This is a genomic window from Sphingobacterium sp. UBA5670 (assembly GCF_002420705.1).
Classification (GTDB): domain Bacteria; phylum Bacteroidota; class Bacteroidia; order Sphingobacteriales; family Sphingobacteriaceae; genus Sphingobacterium.
In genome coordinates, this window is sequence record NZ_DIIM01000021.1 from 1 (window position 1) to 24,439 (window position 24,439).

Consider the following 24,439-nt stretch of genomic DNA (forward strand, 5'->3'; position numbering starts at 1 on the left):
AGTCGATGGGCTTTTCTTGTTATTGCCCCTCTCCTCAACTGCTGTATCCAAACTTAATCAGCCCAAGAAGATTAGTTATTGTCGGAAAATTGATAAATTAGTTGATATGTTCCATTCAATTCATTCTCGCCGGTACTGGCCTACACTACTGCTTTCCGTACTCTTCTCCTTAAAGGGCTTACACTTAAGCGCGCAATTGTTTCATCAGGACAGCCTGAAATTAATAGCCCGGCAGTTTGCCTTCACCGAAGGACCGGCAGTCGATAAGTCCGGAGACATCTATTTTACCGACCAACCGAATAACAAAATCTGGAAATATAACACTAAAGGGCAACTTTCGCTTTTTAAAGATGCTGCTGGCCGCGCAAATGGATTGTACTTTAACCATCAGGGGCAGCTCCTAGCTTGTGCCGACGAAAGAAACGAAATTTGGTCAATCGGAAAAGATGGTCAGGTTACCGTCCTGCTGACAGCTGTCGATGGAAAGAAACTGAATGGTCCGAATGATCTTTGGGCAGACAAGAAAGGCGGCATCTACTTTACCGACCCTTTTTATCTGCGTGATTATTGGATTAGGAAAGAGCCAGAGATAGCGGGGCAGAAAGTGTACTACCTCCCACCGGGAAAAGGGAAAAAACCGATCGTAGTAGCTGAAGATGTGACCAAACCGAACGGCATTGTGGGTTCGGCCGATGGAAAACACCTGTATGTCGCGGATATCGAACGAAATAAAACTTACAGGTACAACATTGAATCTGACGGTAAGCTCAGCGGACAGACAGCTCTTATCAATCAGGGATCGGACGGAATGACATTGGACCATCTGGGAAATATTTACCTGACAGGCAAAGGGGTTTTCATTTATAGTCCAACAGGCTTGCTGATCGGACATATTGAAGTAAATGAACCATGGACATCCAATGTCTGCTTTGGTGGCAAAAATCGTACAGATCTATTTATTACAGCCTCAACGGCAATTTATCGACTTCCAATGCTAACAAAGGGAATCGATTAATACTCACAAAGCTTAATCCAAGGTTGCAACATGCAGTTAAGTTGTTTGATGAAGGTGCTGTGCTGCTCTTTCAGAATGACAAAAATGGTATTAAGGCCGAAGTGAAAAGCAGTGCTGACCTGAGCCATATTGTCATCGGTTAAGGGCGTGATCTGCAATGTACGTGTACCTGGTTTACGAATAACAGGACGAACAGAGGTTATGTCTGCAAGCAGGTATATCCAGAAAATCAAGAATCCAGGATATACAACATAAAGCAATCCAATAAAACAGTCCTTCCCAAAATCCAAAGCACGATTTCACACTCGTCGGCTTTGGATTTTCTTTTCGCCGATTATTTTATATTTTTGTACATCTTCCAGCAATAATCTAATTTAGTCGGGAACAACCATTATGCAGTTTAATTTCGCCTTTGATTCCAGTCCGTTTAAAACCCTGATCGCTTTTCACAAGATTATACCATCCTTTGAAGCAGCGGCCTTATCGCCGGTCGACTTTCAGGCCACTTATGCCCGATCGCTGCTAGAAGAAATCAACAAATACCCCGAACTTATCGAGGGCGTCGAAAAAGCAGAAGACCTGCGACGCTATGAGCCTATAATCAAGGTACTGCTGGCAGACCTATTTCCAAGTTCGCTAACGCATAATGAGATCAAGGCCATTACCATTCCCTTCCATCTCTATACGTTCAATCACACCGCAAGACTGGAAAAAATATTACTGGATGCCGGCGATCACTATGACTTTAGTCTTCGCGACATCTCGCCCGACACCTATTATATCCTCAATTGCTGCGTCATCATCAGTCAGTATTATGGCTTTAAGGTCGACGCCATGGATGCGCCTCTATTTTTGGATATTCCAGATAAAAATAATATCATCCATCATTACCGCGTCCTATTCAATGCCGATTTTATTGATGTCCTTCCCACAGAACGGGCCATCCATCTTTCTGAAGAAGATATTACCGAACTTGTGGACAACTTCTCGGATATTGGCCTGTGGAAGGCCAAATTCCCTGAACAGAGCTGGATTCTAAAAGGCTTTTCCATTATGACGCTTTTTGATGCCACCATTGAAAATGCCGTATCCAGCTTCAAGAGCAATCTGCTGCGCGAAAAAAGCGCGGTCCAGCTGGCAGAAGTAGAAAGCATTTTCAGGTCAATTTATAAAATAAATGATCTACGTATCGGACTGACTTCTTTCGAAAAGGTCAGGAACGAGTACAACTTACGGATTGTCGAGAAACAACTATATAGTCATCTGCTTTACGATTCGACGATCGAGGAGTGTGAAAACATGCTCTGCAGCGAAACCTTGGAGAGTCTGCTTACCAAAGACGAATACTTTGTTGTACCGGATATTGATAAGCTACCCGTTGCTGATCAGAAACAGGCCTATTTTATCAACAAGCTCAAGCAGCAACAGGTGAAGAGCTTTATTTTTGTTCCCCTAATTGAGGGTGGCAAGGTATTGGGTTTACTGGAAATGTCTTCATCTAGGGTGCGGGAACTCAATTCGGTCAATGCCAATAAGCTCAACTTCATCTTGCCCTTTATCAAGGATAAAGTGTCGAAGGCATTTTCGGAAACGGAAAACCAGATCGAAGCGGTGATCCAAAAGGAATATACATCTATCCACCCGAGTGTCAAATGGCGTTTTCAGGAAGAAGCCATCCATTTCCTCAACGACCGCGCCTTTGGAAAAGACTATGCCCTACAGGAAATCGTTTTTGACCATGTGTATCCGCTCTATGGGCAAATCGACGTACAGGGCTCCTCAGAGTCCCGCAACCAGGCCATCCGACAGGATCTGATCAATCAGAGCGAGGAACTGGTCACCCTGTTCAATGCGATCAATCAAACGCATAAATTACCCTTATTTGAGCAAAAGGTATTCGATCTGGAAAGAAACCTGACGTCGCTGCAGCATGCGCTGCTGACCGATACGGAACAGCTTATGCTCGATTATTTTAACCAGGATATTCACCCTATTCTGGAGAATTTCAGAAAGAACAACAAAAATAGCCTCGCCACCGAGGCAATAGACCGCTATTTTGAGCGGATTAACCCAGCCATCGGCGGTTTTTATGAAGCTAGGCAGGATTATGACAGCTCCATCACAATGATCAACAAAAAGCTTGTGGCTATCCTTGACGAAAAGCAGGTGGAAGCCCAAGAATACTTCCCGCATTACTACGAACGCTACAAGACAGATGGTATCGAGCACAATATGTATATCGGGGCCTCCATCGCACCCGGACGGAATTTTGAGCTCTACTACCTACGTAATTTGCGGCTGTGGCAACTGCAGGTGATGTGTGCGATGGAACTTGAGTTTAGACAGCTCCAACCCTCCCTACCGCATCAGCTCGAGGTGACTTCTCTCGTATTGGTCTTTGCAACGCCTATTTCCATACGGTTTCGGATGGACGAGAAACAGTTCGATATCGATGGCTCCTACAATGTACGCTATGAGATTGCCAAGAAGCGCATTGATAAAGCCAAGATCAAGGGATCGACAGAACGCATCACACAAAAAGGCAAATTGGTCATTGTCTATTCCAATGCACATGAAGAGACTGAATATCTAGGTTACATTAACCTGCTACAGCACAAAGGATTACTAGACAAGGAAATTGAGCAGTTTGAGGTGGAAGATCTGCAAGGTCTGATCGGCCTGAAAGCGTTCCGTGTAGGCTTCTCCGGCAATCAGTGATGTATTCGAGATGCTCTTCCAAAACCTTCTGCTTGCTGAAGTTTACATTTCCCTCCGTTTCGAGGTTTTGATGCCGTCAAATTGGTGCTCAATGACGCTTTTATACATAAAGTTTTTTTTAACTTAAAATTAATAACCATAGTATTTTTAGTCCCCCTTCCAGAGATTCTGATAGCACCTTCGAGGTTCCAGTAGGGATATAGCACAGATAAAGCACAGATATAGCACGGATATAGCACTGTTGACACACATAGTGAAAAGTACTTTAAAGGTGCTACAAGCGTGCTTGAAGCGTGCAAATGGAAGCCAAAAATAGCCATAAACAGGAACAGTTCATGTTAACTATAAAGTAACACCAAGTCTTCCATTTCAAAAATTATCAGGCACACCTCAGCAATGATATGAAGAAAAATACCGGAGTGGCTCCTTCACAAATTTAATATTGTCGTATTTTTCCAAATCCTTTTGCTTATCTAAAGCTAACTTTATAAAAAATTCAAAGATTTAAAAAAATGCGAAAATTATCAGTTTTTATTGCCATGAGCGTAGATGGTTACATTGCAAAACCCAATGACGACCTCAGTTTTCTAAACATGGTTGAAAAAGAAGGAGAAGATTATGGCTATTCGGATTTTATAGACACAATTGACACCCTAATTGTTGGTAGAAAGACTTATGAATACGTGCTAAAAAATATTGGCGCATCGCACTATGACATCGGACAACGGGATGTATATGTGATCACCAGGACAGCAAGGCCCAATGTAGGCAGAACGATTTTCTATTCTGGAGATCTGGTCAATTTAATTGCGGAATTAAAATCGGGAAACGGGAAAAATATTTATTGTGACGGCGGAGCCGAGATCATCAATGAATTGCTGAAGCATGATGTAATAGACGAGTTGATAATTTCTGTCATACCAACCCTACTGGGCGATGGAACAAGATTGTTTCAGGAAGGAAGACCCGAGCAGCTACTTAAACTAATAATGACGAAGACATTTGAAACCGGGCTGGTGAAATTACACTACGTTAAAAAATGATCAGTAATGCCTGCTACATGTCGCTGAGAAAATGTAGAAAAAAGAAATTAGCTATGTCTTTTCTTTCTGACATAGCTAATCAACCTATTAAAGAACATGCAATTAAATGATCAAATTTAGTCCATCCACTACTTGTAGGAGAAATTCGCCAACAGCATCATTAGATTCCCGTCCTAATTAACTGCTCTCACAAACTGTCCCTTAAAATCAAAAATAAGAGAATCTCCACCCCTAATATCTATCCTGTAAGAATGCTGATCTTTTTCAATAAAGTCAATCTGAGTTGCAGGATAATTTTGCATGATATAAGTCAAAATATTACGTCTGATATCCTGTGAAGTAAATTTCCCATCCAACCCAGCTATTAAATTCCAATTAACCATATGATTTAAGTTTTAAAATGTTATAATAACCTAAACTTATTCATCAAATTGGGAAAGAATTGGGAAGATTCAATATGATTCTTTATCTCTTACTAAACATTTCAATTCCGTAAGCTCTTCCGGGATTGGATATAATATACAATCACATTGAGCAAAACAATAACTGCCGCAATCAGAGCCCCTGTATAAACAGTACTATTAACTGCTTTATTGGCAACAGCAATAGCAATTAAAGCCCAGACTGCCACTAGTGCAAACACAGGCATACGACGTCTCCAAATCATGAATAGGTGGATTAGGAGTGCAACGACAAACATGGTAAGGGTCCAAACTGTATCGGAAATTCCAAAACCATTCCAACCGATCTTTGTTAAATATGCCGCTACGTCAGCAATCAACGCAACAGAAATCCAGCCCGCATACATGCTAAAAGGCAGTTTAAAAAAAACAGCAGTGCGCACGGTAGAATTGTTTACATCAAGAGTAAGCTGAACGATTTTTAACAGTGAAACAAAAAGTAGGATCATCAATAAAATTGTCCAAAAGGTATAATCGTATAACCAGGTAATTACCCATAAGCTATTTGTTAGAGAAGATATTAAAAACCACCATCCAATATTTAGTATGACTTTATCTTTTTCAACTGTTTGCTTAGCAAAGGGGCCATAATATACAACAAAGCCCATCAAACCTAAATAAATAATACCCCAGATTGAAAATGCATAACCAGCAGGTGTAAACAGATTCTGATATTTGGCAGATATCGTTGCCATGGTCTCCCCATTAAAAATTCCCGTATTGGATAGGTAATTAATAATGACTGTTATCACTAATGCAATTCCATTAACTATTTGATATACCTTTTTCATCGTCCTTACATCTAATTATATTTTCTTAAACATCAATTCTACGAAGTGTCTCAGCATAAATACATCTGTCATAAAATAGCTATGATGTGCTTTTACTTTTGTTAAATAAATCTTCTAATACCTGATAACGATAATCGAAGATACTCGCAAGCTTCGTTTTAACAAAAATGCCATGAGCAATAGTTCCAAGAATTCCCAAAGGCAGTTCATAGTCAACTGTATCCTTCATCAAGACCCCATTTTCATTTGGAATAAATTCATGAAAATGATTCCAATACTTATAAGGCCCCTTTTCTTGAAAATCCGTAAAACTCACGTATGTTTCCACTTGAGTTATTCTTGTTTTCCATTTCAGCGGGATCTTAAGGATAGGAGATACCAAATATTCAATGGTCATTCCTTCAGCGATTTCCAGTCCTTGGGAATCAGAAACAACGACAAAGCCCATGTTTTTCGGTGTTATTTCAGCGAGATTCATGGGAGAAGAAAAAAAATCCCATGCGGTATGTAGATCACATGTCAACTGCTGTTCCCTGTATAATTTGTATCTCATCTTATGATTAACTATCCTGCTTCATTTTAATAACAAATATACCGCTAATTTAGTTCACTAATATACTAAAAGTATATTTTTAATCTGTATAAGATGAATAAAATAGACAAAAAAGATTACTTTTAAACCAATACAATTGTTAACCTCAACCTGATTAGGCTTAATCTCTCATCAATTACCGCTTACCTTCAAACTGATAAGTCACTGAACTGATCTGTAGAAGGACAATTATCAGATCGTAGCTGCGGATAAATAAAATAGAAAGCTTATAGTTTCGAGTAAACTATAAGCTTTCTAAAAAACAGCTCTGATCTATTCTAATGCGCAGACATATCCTTTTCCAGCGCCTTGACAAGTGCTTTGGTATAGCTTTTAGAAAAATCTTCCAGACTAGAAGGATTAATTGTCTCAGACTGAACACTCCAAAGCAACTGTTCAGAACTTACATCGTATAAATTGCTTTCGAGATAATACATTTTATCAGTCGTGTAATAGCCGGGATTGTACGCAATGGGATACCAATGGGAATAGTAACTCCAAAAATTACCATACCATCCAAAGGTAGGATATGGCATATACGGACCGCTACCCGGTACATATCGGGTCTCACTGGTTTTGTCGATCAATGTAACTGTGAAAATTGCATCAGCACTCAGATCACGTACGGTTTTCATCACCAAATCCTTGTTTTGGCTTTCGTCTCTAGTAAATGTCTTTTTAAATACATCTGTACTTTTAATTGCTTTATAGCCGTGCATGGAAGCTGCTTGGGCTAAATTGGATTCAATGACATCTTTTGCCTTAGCATGACTTGTCATCGCAATAATGAATATCGTTTGGTACTGTTTAGGCATCACATCTCTATTTTTATAGATATCTGTTATCCTAGTCGAAGTGCTACAAGCAAACAATAAGAAGCTTGAGACAATAGCGATTAAAAATGACTTAGTTTTCATATGTTTAAAATTAGTGTCCTTTGAAATGCAGCAGTCAGTATGCTTGGTATACTTTGGAAGAATGGCGTTAATGGCAGTTAAATCTTTATTTCGAGATCATAAATAAGCTCGGCCGGCTTCAAGATTCCATATGAACAAGAGCCTATAACCAGCTTATAAAGAACAAGCTTAAAACGAAAATTGTTTATTTTTTTTATTAAAAAATAAATATAAGCTGTATTAGCGCTGACTTAATAGTTGAAATAAGCATTACAAATCCTATTTCACTATTATAATTCTTAATCATTTCGAATTGGTTGATTTTATTGGTAGATCTTTATTATCTTATTTTTCCAGGACTCTCTTATACCATTCGATAGCTTTTCTTTCGTATTCTTTCAAAAATTCATCTTTAGCACCGTTGTAGTCGTTACCATCTTTCCATTCCCGAAGCACCATTTCTTCTTTAATTCGTTGATAGTTATCCCTTACTTCGGAATGCGCCTGCAGATAATCCCGAAATGCAATATGACGCAACCAATGATCTGATCGCCGCGGAATACTGTGGATATGTGCTATCCGCAACGAATGATCATGCAATCTTTCTGGAATTTCATCTCCCCGAACAAGATGTTCTGGAACGCCCAATACTTCAGGGCGATCAATTAGCGCAACAAAAAAGCGTCTGTATGGCATCTCTTCGTTATATTTCTCATAATATACATAGGATTTGCCTTTCAATAAAACCGGAACAAGATCAAGGTCGCTGTCCTTATCCAAACCGATGAGTATATCAATAATCGGTTTGGCCGATAAACCCTCAACAGCTGTGCTGCCAATATGGTCAATCTTCGGATCTATCGGTTTTAACAATGTATGAAGGTCTCGTTGGATACGGTTGAACTTTGCCTTCCATATCGGATTATAAGGTTCAAAAGGTAAAATCATAATATATGCTAAAGTTAACAAATTTATAGTTTACCATGCGGATCCATTAGCCACCTATCTTCTCCACGGAGCTTATTTCGCAAATTTCTTGGTACCTACCACACAAAGAATAACTCCAACAGTCACGGCCAGCATGCCGATACTGACTTGTTCATGAAGAAGCCAAGCCGCTAACGCCAAACCGAAAAATGGCTGTAGTAGCTGTAACTGCCCTATTGTCGCCGTACCTCCTTGTGCGAGTCCCTTATACCAGAAAACAAAACCGATAAACATACTAAACAATGACACATAAGCTAAACTGCCCCAAGCACCCATAGTCACATCATTAAAAGAAGGAGGCATATAGATAAAGGCAATTGGAAGCATAATCGGTAATGATAAAACCAGCGCCCAGGAAATCACCTGCCAGCCCCCGAATGTCCTGGTCAATTTTGCACCTTCGGCATAGCCCAGTCCACATAGAATGACCGATAAAATCATTAAAACATCACCTATAGGCGAGGCTGTTAGTCCTTGCGCCAAAGCGTATCCCATAACAAGTAGACTCCCTAAAGCAGAGAACAGCCAAAAAATTGGCTTCGGACGCTCACCTCCACGTATGATACCAAATATAGCCGTCGATACGGGCAAAATGCCGACAAAAACGATTGAATGCGCTGAAGTGATGTACTGTAAGGCCAAAGCGCTCAGCAAAGGAAACCCAACTACACATCCTATTGCCACAATGCATAACGAACCTAATTGTTTTTTCTCGGGGCGTTTTTCCTTAAAAACCACCAAAGTTACTAAAGCCAGTAGTCCTGCAATAGAAGCTCTTGCTAGCGTGACAAAGACTGGATCAAATGCTAAAACTGCCATGCGCGTCGCCGGTAGCGAACCGCTAAATAATACGACACCAATAAAACCGTTCAACCAGCCGCTTGCTGAATTTTCCTGCACCTTACTTATACTTAATTCTGCCATCGTTAAATCTTTAACACAAAGTTCGTCGATTGCCATCATTAAGTACAGTCACAGTTTTTGATAATTCAATGGGCACAGTTGTCTGATACCGGAAAATGATACAGCTACGCTCTAAAATTGCAGATTAGCATTTCACCGGGAAGGATCCTCACTTTGCAGGATTAATTTTATCATTGCATGCGTATATGTATTGGTTTACCATGAACTAGCTTTAAAATTAAAACAGCTTGGCAATCTTACAAAAGCACTCTAAAATCTTACCATACAAAAGAATAACTAACTATTTATGCAGAGAAAAAAAGGTAAAAACGCCATTACTTTAGCTCCAGCTCCAACGTGTATTTACCTGCGTCCAATTGAACAACATCGCTATTCTTTATATTATCCGGAGGATAGAATGTCGCGGTAGCATTTGCAGGTATTTTGATATCGTATACAATTTTGTCGCCTTTTAATTTCCAGTCGGAAACAATTTTCCCAAAAGGTGAATCATAAGAGATCGTAGATTCTTTCAGTCCCTGAGGAAAGATTGGCTTTAAGAGGATATGCTTAAAGCCAGGCTGTTTGGGATCTGGTAGAATGCCGCCAATAGATTTAAAAAACCAACCGCCGATCTCACCAAACATCATGTGATTATCCGAGATGTCCCGTGTCGCTTTTAGATCCCAGTTTTCTAACAATGTGGTCGCCCCGTTAACAATCCACCATCCCCAAGAGGGATAAGTATCTTGTACCGCAACCTTATAAGCAGTCTCTGGATAGCCATTGTCTTTTAGTGCATTCAAAAGTGCTTTTGCGCCCAATACACCTACATCCAAATGAAAGTTGGTCTCTTCAACTTTCTTATTCAGATTGGCTGCAACGCTAGCTTTCATTTCGTCGGGCACGACTCCCCAAAATAAAGGTACACTCAATTCGGTCTGTGTTCCGTTGCTGTAAATTCCTTTTGAAGTATCCAAAAATTTAGTGTTGATAGCTGTCTTAATCTTTTTGCTTAGCAATTCATATTTTTGTTGATCCGCGGTATGTCCAAATAACTTCGCAGCCGACGCAAGGATGGTTGCATCGACATAAAAATAAACGGATGAAGTGAGCTCGAGATTAGAGGACGACTTAACAGGCACCCAGTCGCCACGTCCAAAGGTTGTCAGACCAGAGGGGCTGATTCCATCAACATAATCGACATAACGTTTAATAGCCGTATAACAGTCTTCCAGTGCACGCGAATCACCATAAAATTGATAAATCTGCCAAGGGATGATAGCAATCGTGCTTGTCCAATCCAATCCATTCGCGGTACCATAGCCCCAACCACCCGTTGGAATAATGTCAGGCAGGACACCATTTTCCTGTTGTTCATCTCGATGATCGGCCATCCATTTTTCGTATACTGTGATGCCATCAAAATTGAATAATGCGGTCTCAATTGCAAGATGCCCATCCCCTGTCCAACCGTTCTTTTCCCGTTGCGGACAATCCGTTGGGTAGCCCATCAAATTGGACAAATATGCCTTATTGGTTGCATCCCATAACCTATTTACCAAATCAGAAGAAGTTTTAAGTTCTCCTAACGGCCGCACATCACTATGCATAAAATAGGCCGTTACACTCGATTTATCCAGAGCAATAGGTAAATTACTACTAATTTCGACATAACGGAATCCCTTGTAGCCAAACTTTGCCATAAATTCATCATCCCGTCCGCTCAGCGTTAGGATATCCGTCTGAAACGGTTCAGCCTCTTTATCACCCCGATAATAGACATCAATGTTGGATTGATCCAAACGCCCATCAGCATGCAATCGCTCGCCATGTTTAATCCGAAGCACTGTTCCGGCCGGCCCTTTGACTTTTATTTTTGTGATTCCGGCCATATTCTGCCCCATATCGAAGACATAAGTTTGCGGGTCAATCTTCTTTATTGACTTTGGCAGGTATGACTTCACCAGTCGAATCGGTACAGTTTGCTGGGCAACCAAGTGGGCAGATGGTGCATTTCTGTAATGGACAGCTCCCCATGCCGAGTCATCAAATTTTGGTTTATCCCAGTTGGGTATTTCTAATCTTGCATCGTAATGTTCTCCTGTATAGATATTATTGTAAACAATTGGCCCAAAGGCAGTTTTCCACCGCTCATCAGAAACTATCGTCTCTTGTGAGCCATCTGCATAAACGATATGGAGATCCAGACAGAATGCGGGGCGGTCTCGCCACGGCGCTTTATCAAAGTTCCAAACAGCCATTGGCTGATGATTATACCAGCCGTTACCTAGAATAACTCCAATTGCATTCTCTCCTTTTTGAAGTTGCGCGGTCACATCTTCTACGAGATAAAGTGTCCGGCGGTCAAATCGGGTATACATCGGATCCAGCCGATGGTCGCCGACGCGCTGACCATTAATGGATAGTTCATACAATCCGGCGACAGCAATATAGGCACGGGCCGACTTAATTTTTTTCTTTGCTGTGAATACTTTTCTAAAATAAGGGGTTTTCCGCTCATGGATGTCCTTACCATCGCTGATCCATCTTCCTTTCCAATTGTCCCTGCCCATCGTACCCGTTTCAAAAGACGCTATGGCTGAACTTGTTGACAGGCCTTCTTTGTCCCATACCTTCACCTTCCAAAAGTATTTAGTCCGAGGTGTTAGCTTTTCGCCATTGTATGGAACCAGCATGGCTGAACTTAGTTGTTTGCCACTGTTCCAAACACCTTCCTTCTCTTTAATCAATGCCAGAGAATCCTGCCCAACAAACAGTTGATAGGCGCTTTGCAGGGCGCCATTCCGCTGGTCTTCGAGTTGCCAGCTAAGCCTCGGATTTGCGGCATCGATACCCAATGGATTAACGAGATGTTCGCAAGTTAGCTGAACAGCGCTGCAATTATTTTTAAGTTGGGCATGAGCATGGCCAGCCATCATGTACAACATCGTTATCAATAAAATTCTACGCATCAAAAGGAGGTGTTCTTGGTGGTTGTTAAATTGTTTTAGCTTATTCAAAATACTAATATATCAAATATTTTCTACATATTGTCCTGTGCCTCCTGCTGTTTATTTTTGAAAGCATAAAATAAATTTCTTGCAACTTTCACAAAAATAACCCTATCTTAGTCCCAACTTTAGGGGTGTCTGCTCGTGCAGGCTGAGATTTTACCCTTAGAACCTGATCCGGATCATACTGGCGTAGGGAAAAGTGAGCTGTCTATAAGGTGCATTACTGTGCCTTTGTGTAGCCATTCCTAAAGTTTTACCAAAAAAATAAGGAATGGAACTTACAATAAACCATCAGATTCGATTTTTTGACCCGGCACCGCCTTCACTTGAAGCCTTGGTCCTTTTGGAATTATCTGCTATGACACAAGGCGTGGCCGTAGCGATCAATAACCAAGTTATTCCAAAGGACGACTGGCCTGCTACGACACTTAAAGCCCATGATCAAATTATCTTGATTACCGCATCTCAAGGCGGATAGTTATTTCAAAAATCAACCAAAAAATTCACCTCAACACCGTAAAAATGGCAGCTGAAACAATCACACAATCACCTTTCCCAAATTCAAAGAAAATTTTTGTACCCGGAAAAATATTTCCAATTCAAGTCGCTATGCGCCAAATTTCTTTGAGTCCCACCAAATTAAGTAATGGACAAGTGGAAATTAATCCTCCGGTAACCATCTATGACACCTCTGGTCCATATACGGATGAATCCATGCTTATTGATATCCGAAAAGGTCTTCCCCGCCTCCGCGAGCAATGGATATTGGACCGTCAGGATGTGACGCAGTTAGCGACGATTACTTCTGAATACGGACAACGGCGGCTCTCCGACCCAAGTTTAGATGAGCTTCGATTTGCCTACAGCCATAAACCGAAAGTAGCCAAAGCTGATTGCAATGTCACGCAGCTACATTATGCGAAGAAAGGTATCATCACACCGGAAATGGAATATGTTGCCATCCGCGAAAACCAACGCATCGAGCAATTAACAGCCAGTACTCCGGGCATGGATCATCAGCATACCGGGCAAAATTTTGGTGCAAGAACACACAAAAAAGCGATAACGGCTGAATTTGTCCGCGGAGAAATTGCCGCAGGACGAGCTATTATTCCTAATAATATCAATCACCCGGAAAGTGAACCAATGATTATCGGACGTAATTTTTTGGTGAAAATTAATGCAAATATTGGGAATAGTGCGGTCAGTTCGAGTATCGATGAGGAGGTTGAGAAAGCAGTCTGGGCTTGTCGCTGGGGTGCCGACACCATTATGGACCTCTCCACGGGCAAAAATATTCATGAAACCCGCGAATGGATTATTCGCAACTCTCCAGTTCCAATCGGTACTGTTCCGATTTATCAAGCTCTCGAGAAAGTGAAAGGTGTAGCAGAAGATCTCACTTGGGACATATTCAGAGATACCTTGATCGAACAGGCTGAGCAAGGGGTTTCTTATTTTACGATACATGCCGGCGTGTTGCTCCGTTATATCCACCTCACGGCAAGCAGGGTGACCGGAATCGTTTCTAGAGGTGGTTCAATTATGGCCAAATGGTGTCTTTTTCACCATAAAGAAAACTTTCTCTATACACATTTTGAGGAGATCTGTGAAATTATGAAACAATATGATGTTGCTTTTTCTCTTGGTGATGGCCTTCGTCCGGGAGCTATTGCAGATGCAAACGATGCGGCTCAATTTGCTGAACTCGAAACATTGGGTGAACTCACCAAAATCGCTTGGAAACATGATGTTCAAGTGATGATCGAAGGCCCTGGCCATGTTCCCATGCAATTGATCAAAGAAAACATGGACAAACAACTGGCATGTTGTGACGAAGCGCCATTTTATACCTTAGGCCCCTTAACAACTGATATTGCCCCAGGTTATGACCACATCACTTCAGCTATTGGAGCTGCCATGATTGGCTGGTATGGCTGCGCGATGCTCTGTTATGTTACACCAAAAGAACACTTAGGTTTACCAAATAAAAAAGATGTTAAAGATGGTGTAATTACCTACAAACTTGCCGCTCATGCGGCTGATTTAGCCAAGGGACATCCCGGTGCACAATACCGGGACAATGCACTGAGTAAAGCAAGGTTTGAATTTAGATGGGAAGATCAATTCAATCTTTCCCTAGATCCAGATACTGCACGTGAATACCACGATGAAACTCTGCCTGCCGATGCCGCCAAAGTGGCTCATTTCTGTTCGATGTGCGGGCCAAAATTTTGCTCCATGAAAATTACGCAGGAAATCCGGGACAGTGCCGCACAGGGCATGCTGGAAAAATCGCAGGAATTTATTGCACAAGGAAAAGAGATCTATTTATGATCATCGCTTTGACAGCTGAAGAGGAGATATTTTCAGAACATGCAATTATCAATGCCTTGTTCGAAGAAGGACTTGATATCCTGCACTTGCGCAAGTATCATTTTACGGACTTACAAATATCGAGGTATATCGCGTCTATAAATGCGGTATACCTTGACAAACTGGTCTTACATTCACATGCACACCTATCGGCCGATCTCGGGATCTCCCGTATTCATGTAAATGAAAAAAGTCGACAGAATGGTCCGGCAAATAAAATAACAGGCGCAACTATTCGTTCCACCTCCGTACATCATATCGATCAATTCAATAGCCTTGAGGAAAGTTGGGATTATGCTTTTTTGAGCCCATTATTCCCAAGTATCTCAAAACCCGGCTATGGAAATGATGTGGCCTTGTTAAAACAGCTTCGATTACGTTCCAATGCGACCGTTCGTCTGATCGGTCTGGGTGGAATAAACCAAAGCAACTGCCTTCTTCCCATACAGGAGGGAGCAGATGGAATTGCGCTATACGGTGCGTTATGGAAACATGCTAATCCAATTGAAAATTTTATCGCATGCAAACAAAAACTATGGAAAGACTCCAATATATTTCACAGGGGCAAACATTAGCAGAACAAAAAAGTAATATCTTAAAGGCACTTGATGCTGGTTCCAAATGGATACAAATCCGATGGAAAGAGGCTTCTAACAAACAGCTCTATATTCTTGCCGAACAGATCAAGCAGGCCTGTTCCGAATTTGATGCTTATTGTATCATCAATGATTATCCAGAAATCGCTAAAGATATCGATGCTGATGGGGTCCATCTGGGACTGGATGACTGCCGCATCATAGCAGCACGGGATCTATTGGGTCCAGAAAAAATCATTGGCGGTACAGCCAATAGCTTTGCTGATGTAAAACAAAGAATACTAGAAAATTGCGACTATATCGGTCTTGGGCCATTCGGCTATACCACAACCAAACAAAAATTAAGTCCCCTACTGGGGATTGCAGGATATAAAAACATCATCCAACAAGTCCGCCAAGAAGGCTTGCCCTCTATTCCAATATTCGCAATAGGCGGCATAAAGGACCTTGAAGATATCCACCACTTAACACAAATAGGAGTTTATGGTATTGCGTTATCGGGTATGATAACCCAAACTCCACACATTGTTTCATCTATCAACAAACTTTTAGTATGAGTAACTTACATATAGCCGATCGCATATTTGAATCCCGACTATTTTTGGGTACGGGAAAATTTGGCGATCTCAACGAAATGAACCATGCCATTAAGGCTTCGGCTTCCCAATTGGTTACTGTTGCCCTGAAACGTATTGACAAGACCACCGGTGACGACAACCTGATAAATGCGCTTGATTTCAACGCTTTCCATTTGCTCCCCAATACGTCGGGCGCACGAACAGCTGAAGAAGCGGTGCTCGCGGCTCAACTTGCTCGCGAGGCACTGGAAACAAACTGGGTGAAATTGGAAATTCATCCCGACCCTCGTTATTTACTGCCTGATCCCATTGAGACCTTGCGCGCCACAGAATCACTCGCTAAGCTGGGTTTCGTCGTGATGCCGTATATCCATGCAGATCCGGTACTGTGTAAAAGACTAGAAAATGCTGGTACCGCGGTTGTGATGCCTTTAGGTGCTCCTATCGGCAGTAATAAGGGGCTTCGTACTTTGGATTTCCTCGAAATTATTATTGAGGAAAGTAATGTCCCTGTTGTCGTAGATGCTGGAATAGGTGCACCTTCTGATGCGGCCAAAGCCATGGAAATTGGGGCTGATGCAGTGCTTGTCAATACAGCCATAGCCGTTTCAAATCAACCCGTACAAATGGCCGAAGCTTTTAGAGAAGCCGTTATCGCAGGGAGAAAGGCGTATGAGGCCGGCTTAGGAAAGGTTGGATCCCTTGCCATAGGCTCGAGTCCCTTAACTTCATTTTTATTCGATTGATGATTGACTTATGACAGATTTTAAATTGATATTCGATCAATATTCCTGGAATACGGTCCAAACACAGATTTATGACACGACCGATCAGGATGTACAATATGTCTTGGCTAAAGACAATCTAACCCTCGATGACTTTAAGGTGCTTATCTCCCCTGCTGCTGCACCATATCTTGAACTGATGGCGCAAAAAACACAACAAATCACACAACGCCGTTTCGGTAAAACCATACAGCTCTATGCCCCACTTTACCTGAGCAACGAGTGCCAAAACATCTGTACGTATTGCGGTTTTAGCATGGACAATAAAATCAAGCGCAAAACCCTCAGCAACACCGAACTCTTATTGGAAGCAATGGCACTCAAAGCCATGGGAATCAATCATATTTTACTGGTCAGCGGAGAAGCCAACAAAACTGTCGAGATTAATTATTTCCTCAATGCTATTCAGCTTTTAAAACCTCATTTTTCACAGATATCCATCGAGGTACAGCCATTGGAAGAATCGGAGTACCGACTACTACAGGCCGCCGGAATCTATGCCATTTTGGTCTACCAGGAAACCTACCATCGGGACGTTTATAGACAATACCATCCGAAAGGAAAGAAGTCTAATTTTGACTATCGTTTGGATACGCCTGACCGTATAGGCCGGGCGGGAATCCATAAAATCGGATTAGGTGTATTGCTTGGACTTGAGGACTGGCGGGTAGACAGTTTTTTCACCGCCGCTCATATCGCCTATCTGCAAAAACAATATTGGCAGACACGATACTCCATTTCCTTTCCGCGTCTGCGGCCTGCAACAGGCTCTGTTGAGCCAAATTTCCATTTGGCAGACAAAGATCTCTTGCAGCTGATCTGTGCATACCGTTTGTGGAATGAAAACTTGGAAATTTCTATTTCAACGCGAGAAAATGAAACATTTAGAAATCATATCATTCCAATTGGAGTTACCACAATGAGTGCTGCTTCCAAAACAAACCCAGGTGGCTACGTTGTTGATCCGCAGGCTTTGGAACAATTTGAAGTGAGCGATGAAAGGGATATGGAAACAATCAAAAATCAAATCCGGAAAATGGGTTACGCTCCTGTCATGAAGGACTGGGAGACTAATTATGCGGGTATAATACGTTAAACATATGAAAGAAAACAGCATTTTTGACCGTTATAGCAGGCAAATTTTTATCGAAGAGATTGGCGTTGCAGGACAGCGAAAGATTATGGATGCCAAGGTGCTGGTCGTTGGTGCTGGTGGACTCGGAAGCCCCGTCATTCAGTATCTAGCTGCGGCTGGTATCGGCAAACTTGGCCTGGCTGATTTTGACAACGTGGAAATCCATAATCTAAACCGGCAGATTATTCATTCCGAAGCGCATATTCACAACGCTAAAACTGCCAGCGCCAAAGATTATATACAAAAACACAATAGCACAATTGATTTCGAAACCTTTCAGGTAAAAATAGATACAGACAACGTTGCTGCGCTCCTTACTCCTTACCATATTATTGTAGATTGCTGTGATAACTTCCCGACACGTTACCTGCTAAACCATGCCTGCATACAGCTCAATAAACCGCTGGTATACGGAAGCATTTATGGTTTTGAAGGGCAGCTTGCTGTCTTTAACTATAAGGGCAGTAAAAATTTGCTGGATATCTTTCCAAGTCCCCCTGCCCCAGAGCAAGTACCAAATTGCGATAAAAATGGTGTCTTGGGTCCTTTGCCGGGTATAATCGGCAGCATGATGGCTATGCAGGTACTTAAAATAGCAGCTGAATTACCTGTGGACAGTAATCAATTGACCATTGTTGATACATTTCATTGGCGTTTTACGAAACTTTTATTTTAAAATCGACACGAGGGAGTTTCACAAAAACAAGCGAGATCTTTACGCTCGTTTGAAAATTTATTTTAAAACAGGTGTCAACAAACAAAATTTCCTAATTTTGGTTTATATATTAGCAAGCTTAAATGTCAACTATACGATCTGGAATGAAAAAAGTAATTTATCCGTTACTCTCCCTCTCTTTATTACCTTTATTTTCAATTGCGCAAGAGACCAACCTCACGGCGGACGATCTTTTTGTAAAAGCGCGAAAGGTGGCTTTTGATTCGAAAGATTATCCACAGGCCATTCACCTATCAAAACAGGCTCTTCTTCAAGCTCCGGATTATACAGATATAAGCATATTTCTTGCACGTCTCTATACCTGGTCTGACAAGATTGATTCGGCACGGACCATCTTTACAGAACTCGATAGGAAAAATACAAGTGACGAAGACTTCTTTTTGGCCTATGCTTCCTTAGAGTACTGGAATGATCAGGCGGACAAAGCTATTGCAATTGCGGATAAAGGACTGCGCATACATCCGCAGTCGCAGGATCTCCTTTTGTTAAAAGGTAAAATAAGCTATGGCAATGATCACTATGAGGCTGCCGAGAAGGCAATCAATAACCTATTGGCAATTAATCCTAAAAACACAGAGGCGAGAGCGCTGGCAAAGAACATTGAAGAATATACCGCAAAGAATGCGATCGGGCTGACATATAATTTTGTGTATTTTGACAAACAGTTTGATAATAATTGGCATATTGTGGGCCTAAGTTATAAACGCGCAACACCAATAGGTTCCGTGATTTTTAGAACCAACTACGCGAATAAGTTTGCAGAAAATGGAGTCCAATTTGAAATGGAGGCTTACCCTCGCCTTTCAAAGATATTTTACCTCTATGTCGGTGCCGGGTATTCCAATAATGTAGGTATTTTTGCGAAATATAGAACCGGTGTGTCTCTTTATGCCAATCTTCCAAACAGTTTTGAAGGGGAAATCGGTTACCGTCAGCTTTATTTTAGTGACAATATCTGGATGTACACGGCTTCAGTTGGAAAGTATTACCAAAACTTTTGGTTCAATTTAAGAACTTACCTTACACCGGGTGAAAAGAATATCTCCCAATCTTATACGGGTACGGTCCGCTATTATACAAAGGGAGCCAACGATTATTTTGGATTTAGTGCCGGAACAGGTTTGAGCCCCGAGGAGAACCGAAACAATCTCCTGGATAATGCTCCTTATAAATTAAAGACATTTAAAGTCGGTGCCGAGTACAATTTCTCTGTTAAGCAAAGTAACCTCTTTTCGATCTCAGGCACTTATTATAACCAAGAATTCCGGCCAAAAGAAAGAGGCAATCAATTGGACATCATTCTTGGTTATATTCGAAAATTCTAGTTTTTCTTTACCCGATCAAAGAAGTTGGTATAAACACTGTCAGGAAGAAGTCGCTTTTGGGTATAGAATAATTTGTTCTTGTGCTTGAATAATTCAAAGCGCTTGGACAATTCTTCCTTTATATTACCCGACGCGGCATCTTCATTGAGTACCCCGTCCAATTTATACAATTGGCCATCCGAAAGATGGTAACTGCCTTTCAAAAAATCAATCAATTGGTTTTTACTTTGCATCATGGCTATTCCATCGCCTTGCGCTGATACACCTTTATCTAGACCTTGCCCGATCCAGGTAACCTGTGCCGGCGTTTTGATACCGAAATTATCTCGATAGTAAGCCAATACGGAAGGTGCGACGTCAAAATGGCTGACAAAATTATGGAAGGTCTTTGGCTCTTTTAGCAGTGGCGAATAAATTAGCAGCGGGACATGATAACGGTCTATTTTACTTTGCAAAGGTATCTCAGGCATTGCATGATCTCCTGTTATTACAAAAATTGTATTTGCAAAATCTGCCCTCTTTTTATATTCATTAAAGAACTGTTCCATCGCCTCATCCAGATTCAGCACGGAAACAAGCTGGGTACGATTTTCTAAAGCCCACTTTTTTTGATCCGGCGTAAGGTTCAATGTCGCTATCCGCTGATCAAATAGCTGTTCATAATGAGCCGCATTATTAATCAAAAATGGATTATGTGTAGATAAAGTCAAAAGAACATGAAAATAGGGATGCTCCTGTATTTTTTGCACTTCGAGCAGTTTACTAAATACAGCTTGATCCTCGTAGCCCCAGCTCTCCCCTCCTTTTTCAGGCAGCTTTTTATACGGTGGTCCAAAAGCGGCCTGGTCAATGAGCATATCGATTTTATTATAATCCATGAATTTTTTCATGAAATCGAAATTGGAGTGACCACCATAGAAAAATCCGGTGTTAAAGCCATTGCTCTTCAGAATATTGAATAGGTTAAAATTATCCGGTAATGTATCCTGTTCAAGGAAACCGTGCATCGCAAATGGCAATGAACCTGTTATGGTAGGCAAGACGGAAAATGTCCGACCGGAAGAACTCATATTATTATCCCAATATAATGACTGCTTTTTTAATGAACCTATAAACGGCGTAAAGTTACCAATATAGCCATTTTCAGAACTATAAGCGTGACCTAACCCTTCGATAATAAGAAAGACCAAATTGGGTGCTTTCGTAGTTTTCTGTAAATAGGTCCCCAGGAAATCTTTGGTATCTTCTTTTTTCAAGAAAGGGAATTTGGTATCCAGCACTTTTGCATCATCATCGTCCTTATCGAACATAGCGAGCATCCCCGGATGCTCCTCCACATAATTCGATAAATTGGATTCGAAAAAATAACGCCATTTACTGCGGCTTGCATTGGCTATAAATTCATCTTTTTCTGAACCCTTACCCAAAATTGATGCCGAGGAGATAAAAAATGATACGATACCCAAAGATAGCAATGCGATACTGGTATAGGATTTCTTGAACGTCTGTTTGTTGACTATCCAAAGCGGAACCCAAGAAATCACAATCAGCAATAAGAGTAAAGCAATGTTGGTAAAACTCAACATGCCGCTGGCTTCCAAAATTTGCTTCATCTCTTCCGAACTGTAATAAAACATATCGGCCCCGAGCAGGTTTCTTGATTCGCCGAAATACAAAAACAGGATGAATTGCATAACGACCATAAAAGAGAATGAGATGACCAACAACAATCTCGCCCAAAAACTGCTTAAAAACTGAAGCAACAAATAACCTATTCCCAGACAACCTAAAGATTGAAAAAGAAATACCAGATTATCCAAAAAGAGATATTCGCCAGCATGCGACTCCGAAAGCTGCGTAAAACGGCGACCATACCACCACCATTCAACGCCAACAGATAACATATACAAAGCGAAGAAAACCAACATCACCGGTCCTAGGCTCTGTAGTGATACGTTTATTCGCTGGCCTAAATATTTCCAAATGGACTCATTGGCATCTTTTTGCTGAAAGCCTTGCCGCGTCATTTCGCCCCAGCCATGCTGTTTACGAAAGTAATCGACTACCCCCTGTACTCCTGCTTTAACAACGATAGGGTGAAAATACAAGGGTTCAAGGATAGCAGTGGTAATCAGTGTGGAAAGGTCTCGCTTCTTCGAATAGACCTGATGGCTAACAAGATCGACGAAAATCGCATAAATAGAATATAAAATTCCTGAAGCAATGACAAGCGCAAATAATGCAATGAAAAACGGCCAATTGATGATTCCTAAAATAAAAAAGATCAAAAAGACGATGTAACCTGTAAATTCAACAATAGGCCCCAAGAATTCAAAAAAGAACCAGTACGGCATACTGACCATACCGAAACGTCCGTATTTTGGATTGAACATTAATTTCCGATGTTTCCATAGGGTTTCCATCGTACCTCTCATCCAACGATTACGCTGTTTACGCAAAACCTCTTTCGATTCGGGCACCTCCGTCCAACACAAAGGATCGGGAATATTAACCACTTCATAGGCTTGCTTTTGCTCCTCCATATAGCGTCGCATCCGAACAACAAGCTCCATATCCTCACCAACCGTATTTCGATCATAACCACCACAAGCCAGTACGATCTCCCGATCGAAAGCACCAAATGCGCCTGAAATAAGAATTAATCCAGAAGCCCGGGACCAAGCCATCCTACCTAAAATAAAAGCACGGATGTACTCTAAAGCTTGTGTACGTCCCAACCAAGATTTAGGTAGGTTGACATCGACGACGGATCCATTGACAACATTACAATTGTTGGCTAGACGAATAACACCGCCACAGGCGATAACACGCTTGTCGGTCTGTTCCAAAAATGGCTTCGCCAGTTTTAGAATAGCATCCTGTTCCAAAATACAATCGACATCAATACAGACAATATAATCACCAGAAGAAATATTAACACCAACATTGAGCGCGTCGGCTTTCCCCCCATTCTCCTTATCGACAACGATAAGTTTCTTAAAGGCAGGGTTCTTACTTTTATAAATTCCTCTGATTAACTTCGTTTCAATATTTCCCTGAACAAAAAAAGAGGTCGGTTCAAGTTCATAAGATTCTATCAATTTCAAAATAGAGTCATCCTTACTACCATCATTCACAATAATAATTTCGAGATTATGGTAATACAGCGACAATAGGGAACGTACATTCTCAACGATGGTCATCCCTTCGTTATAGGCTGGTGCGATCAGACTGAATGTAGGTGCATTGGGGTTTGTGGCAATAATGCTATAATCTGTAAACGTGTTATTGTGTTTATAACGAAATACAGCTCCATAAGCATATAATCCTATCCAGGTATAGATTATGAATACTGCTGCAGAGTAAAGTAAAAATAACCAAACTATAATTTCGTATACAATATGGGAAAACTCTAACATTTTTTCTCTTGCAAAGCGTGTTTAATGATTTGTATTAATTCGTCGTAAGTATCTTCACTCTGTGAAATATCACGTAAATATTGCTCCTCACCCAAAACAACAAGTACTTCCGCCGCGGAGATTTTAATAGACACCGCAGTATGATTCCACAATTGATCCTTTAGAAAGCGTTCACATTCTCTACTTTTGGCAACCTTCATGGCTTTTAGGATCTCATTTTGTACCTCAATCGGCTGCTGGTCAAAAATGGACATAAATTGCTGGATCGTGGTACTATTCTCAATCGCCTGCAATGTCCGTATGGCCTGTACTCTCACCTTTGTAGAGGAATGGTTCAATAGATGAAAAACTTCTGTATAACACGTCATCAATCTAAATTTCCGGATCAGTCGTAAGGTGAATACAACCACTGTATCATTTGTACTCTTAATCCAGGTATCCACTTGCAAATCAGAACTTTCAGGTATATCATGAATAGAGTACAAAAGACGAAGTTGCTGCCAGTCTGATAGCGGCCTATCAAAATGTTCCAAAAAACCGAGACCTTCATATCCTTTGTAACTGACGATTGCATATTGAGCCTCTTGATAAACGGCTGTTCGCGGATCGTTTAACTTATTTGTTATCTCTGGGATTGCTTGCTCGACATTCATCGCCGCGAGCTCCTGCACACCACCGGCAACCATATAAGCTCTTCGATGCCTAAGTTTTCTCCAGGCTTCGTCCTCCAATTTAAAATCATGAAACAATCTGTTGATCGACTGTTTGGCCCCACCTGAAAATTTCCTATCCGAGTCAACGAGTACATCTAAAAAAAGTGCCCGAAATGATGGTTCTTTTAAATGTTTTGCAAATTCCCTATCTCTTTCGTCGCTTTCATCGCTTCCTACAATTGTCTCCATTATCTTATACTCAATGATCTGTCTCCAGGATTGTCGGTTGTGCAAGATCCTATAGCTATAAAAACTATAGGCCAACACCGTGATGATTAACAGCAATACTAAAATCAACACGATAACAATCGCCAGTATAAGCTCATGCAGCTCGATGTGGTGATGCATAAATT

Annotated in this window: 20 protein-coding genes and 1 riboswitch; of the genes, 11 read left to right on the forward strand and 9 right to left on the reverse strand. The window is 41.2% G+C overall.

Annotated features, from left to right (window positions below; all coding sequences use genetic code 11):
* The 3 genes from B3C94_RS17990 to B3C94_RS18000 all read left to right on the forward strand — a co-directional run.
* A partial coding sequence (locus B3C94_RS17990) for an SMP-30/gluconolactonase/LRE family protein (protein WP_349679145.1) occupies positions 1 to 1,015 on the forward strand: 1,015 nt, incomplete at its 5' end.
* Between the two features lie 393 nt (positions 1,016 to 1,408).
* A complete protein-coding gene (locus tag B3C94_RS17995; protein WP_293906219.1) occupies positions 1,409 to 3,733 on the forward strand; it encodes a GAF domain-containing protein in 2,325 nt (774 codons plus the stop codon).
* Positions 3,734 to 4,245: 512 nt separating this feature from the next.
* Positions 4,246 to 4,776, forward strand: a complete 531-nt coding sequence (locus B3C94_RS18000; RefSeq protein WP_293906223.1) for a dihydrofolate reductase family protein — start codon at positions 4,246 to 4,248, stop codon at positions 4,774 to 4,776.
* 173 nt (positions 4,777 to 4,949) lie between these two features.
* On the opposite strand, the gene B3C94_RS18005 is transcribed toward B3C94_RS18000, so the two are convergent.
* The 7 genes from B3C94_RS18005 to B3C94_RS18035 all read right to left on the reverse strand — a co-directional run bounded on the left by B3C94_RS18005 (position 4,950) and on the right by B3C94_RS18035 (position 12,381).
* A complete protein-coding gene (locus B3C94_RS18005; protein WP_293906225.1) occupies positions 4,950 to 5,159 on the reverse strand; it encodes a PepSY-like domain-containing protein in 210 nt (69 codons plus the stop codon).
* A gap of 101 nt (positions 5,160 to 5,260) precedes the next feature.
* Positions 5,261 to 6,028, reverse strand: coding sequence for a hypothetical protein (locus B3C94_RS18010; RefSeq protein WP_293906227.1), 768 nt, complete (start codon positions 6,026 to 6,028; stop codon positions 5,261 to 5,263).
* Between the two features lie 79 nt (positions 6,029 to 6,107).
* Positions 6,108 to 6,581: an SRPBCC family protein gene (locus B3C94_RS18015; RefSeq protein ID WP_293906229.1), complete on the reverse strand. Its 474-nt coding sequence runs from the start codon at positions 6,579 to 6,581 to the stop codon at positions 6,108 to 6,110.
* Between the two features lie 317 nt (positions 6,582 to 6,898).
* The gene (locus tag B3C94_RS18020) at positions 6,899 to 7,537 is read right to left on the reverse strand and encodes a hypothetical protein (protein WP_293906231.1); all 639 of its coding nucleotides are present in this window, start codon (positions 7,535 to 7,537) and stop codon (positions 6,899 to 6,901) included.
* A 324-nt stretch (positions 7,538 to 7,861) separates the two neighbouring features.
* A complete protein-coding gene (locus B3C94_RS18025) occupies positions 7,862 to 8,464 on the reverse strand; it encodes a GrpB family protein (protein WP_293906233.1) in 603 nt (200 codons plus the stop codon).
* Positions 8,465 to 8,536: 72 nt separating this feature from the next.
* Entirely contained in the window at positions 8,537 to 9,427 is an 891-nt protein-coding gene (locus B3C94_RS18030) for a DMT family transporter (protein ID WP_293906235.1), read from the reverse strand.
* Positions 9,428 to 9,741: 314 nt separating this feature from the next.
* A complete protein-coding gene (locus tag B3C94_RS18035; RefSeq protein WP_293906237.1) occupies positions 9,742 to 12,381 on the reverse strand; it encodes an alpha-L-rhamnosidase in 2,640 nt (879 codons plus the stop codon).
* 159 nt (positions 12,382 to 12,540) lie between these two features.
* A riboswitch (TPP riboswitch) is annotated at positions 12,541 to 12,636 on the forward strand.
* A 58-nt stretch (positions 12,637 to 12,694) separates the two neighbouring features.
* Between B3C94_RS18035 and thiS the strand changes: the two genes are divergently transcribed.
* The 8 genes from thiS to B3C94_RS18075 all read left to right on the forward strand — a co-directional run bounded on the left by thiS (position 12,695) and on the right by B3C94_RS18075 (position 19,954).
* On the forward strand, positions 12,695 to 12,901 hold the full coding sequence (gene thiS, locus B3C94_RS18040) for a sulfur carrier protein ThiS (protein WP_293906239.1): 207 nt from the start codon (positions 12,695 to 12,697) through the stop codon (positions 12,899 to 12,901).
* 44 nt (positions 12,902 to 12,945) lie between these two features.
* Entirely contained in the window at positions 12,946 to 14,760 is a 1,815-nt protein-coding gene (gene thiC, locus B3C94_RS18045) for a phosphomethylpyrimidine synthase ThiC (RefSeq protein WP_293906241.1), read from the forward strand.
* Positions 14,757 to 15,374 carry a thiamine phosphate synthase gene (locus B3C94_RS18050; protein ID WP_293906243.1) on the forward strand — a complete coding sequence of 206 codons (618 nt, stop codon included), beginning with the start codon at positions 14,757 to 14,759 and terminating at the stop codon, positions 15,372 to 15,374. The genes thiC and B3C94_RS18050 overlap by 4 nt, the downstream gene beginning before the upstream one ends.
* Entirely contained in the window at positions 15,320 to 15,952 is a 633-nt protein-coding gene (locus tag B3C94_RS18055) for a thiamine phosphate synthase (protein ID WP_293906245.1), read from the forward strand. The genes B3C94_RS18050 and B3C94_RS18055 overlap by 55 nt, the downstream gene beginning before the upstream one ends.
* The gene (locus B3C94_RS18060; RefSeq protein ID WP_293906247.1) at positions 15,949 to 16,719 is read left to right on the forward strand and encodes a thiazole synthase; all 771 of its coding nucleotides are present in this window, start codon (positions 15,949 to 15,951) and stop codon (positions 16,717 to 16,719) included. Before B3C94_RS18055 ends, B3C94_RS18060 begins: the two co-directional genes overlap by 4 nt.
* Before the next feature lie 10 nt (positions 16,720 to 16,729).
* Entirely contained in the window at positions 16,730 to 17,854 is a 1,125-nt protein-coding gene (gene thiH / locus B3C94_RS18065) for a 2-iminoacetate synthase ThiH (RefSeq protein ID WP_293906249.1), read from the forward strand.
* A gap of 4 nt (positions 17,855 to 17,858) precedes the next feature.
* Positions 17,859 to 18,569 (forward strand): HesA/MoeB/ThiF family protein, encoded by a 711-nt coding sequence (locus B3C94_RS18070; RefSeq protein WP_293906251.1) that lies wholly within the window; start codon positions 17,859 to 17,861, stop codon positions 18,567 to 18,569.
* A 143-nt stretch (positions 18,570 to 18,712) separates the two neighbouring features.
* Positions 18,713 to 19,954, forward strand: coding sequence for a YaiO family outer membrane beta-barrel protein (locus B3C94_RS18075; RefSeq protein WP_293906253.1), 1,242 nt, complete (start codon positions 18,713 to 18,715; stop codon positions 19,952 to 19,954).
* On the opposite strand, the gene B3C94_RS18080 is transcribed toward B3C94_RS18075, so the two are convergent.
* Complete coding sequence (locus B3C94_RS18080; protein WP_293906255.1) at positions 19,951 to 23,373, reverse strand: sulfatase-like hydrolase/transferase; 3,423 nt, start codon at positions 23,371 to 23,373, stop codon at positions 19,951 to 19,953. The genes B3C94_RS18075 and B3C94_RS18080 overlap by 4 nt on opposite strands.
* The gene (locus tag B3C94_RS18085) at positions 23,367 to 24,434 is read right to left on the reverse strand and encodes a hypothetical protein (protein ID WP_293906257.1); all 1,068 of its coding nucleotides are present in this window, start codon (positions 24,432 to 24,434) and stop codon (positions 23,367 to 23,369) included. Before B3C94_RS18085 ends, B3C94_RS18080 begins: the two co-directional genes overlap by 7 nt.
* Positions 24,435 to 24,439: the final 5 nt, after the last annotated feature.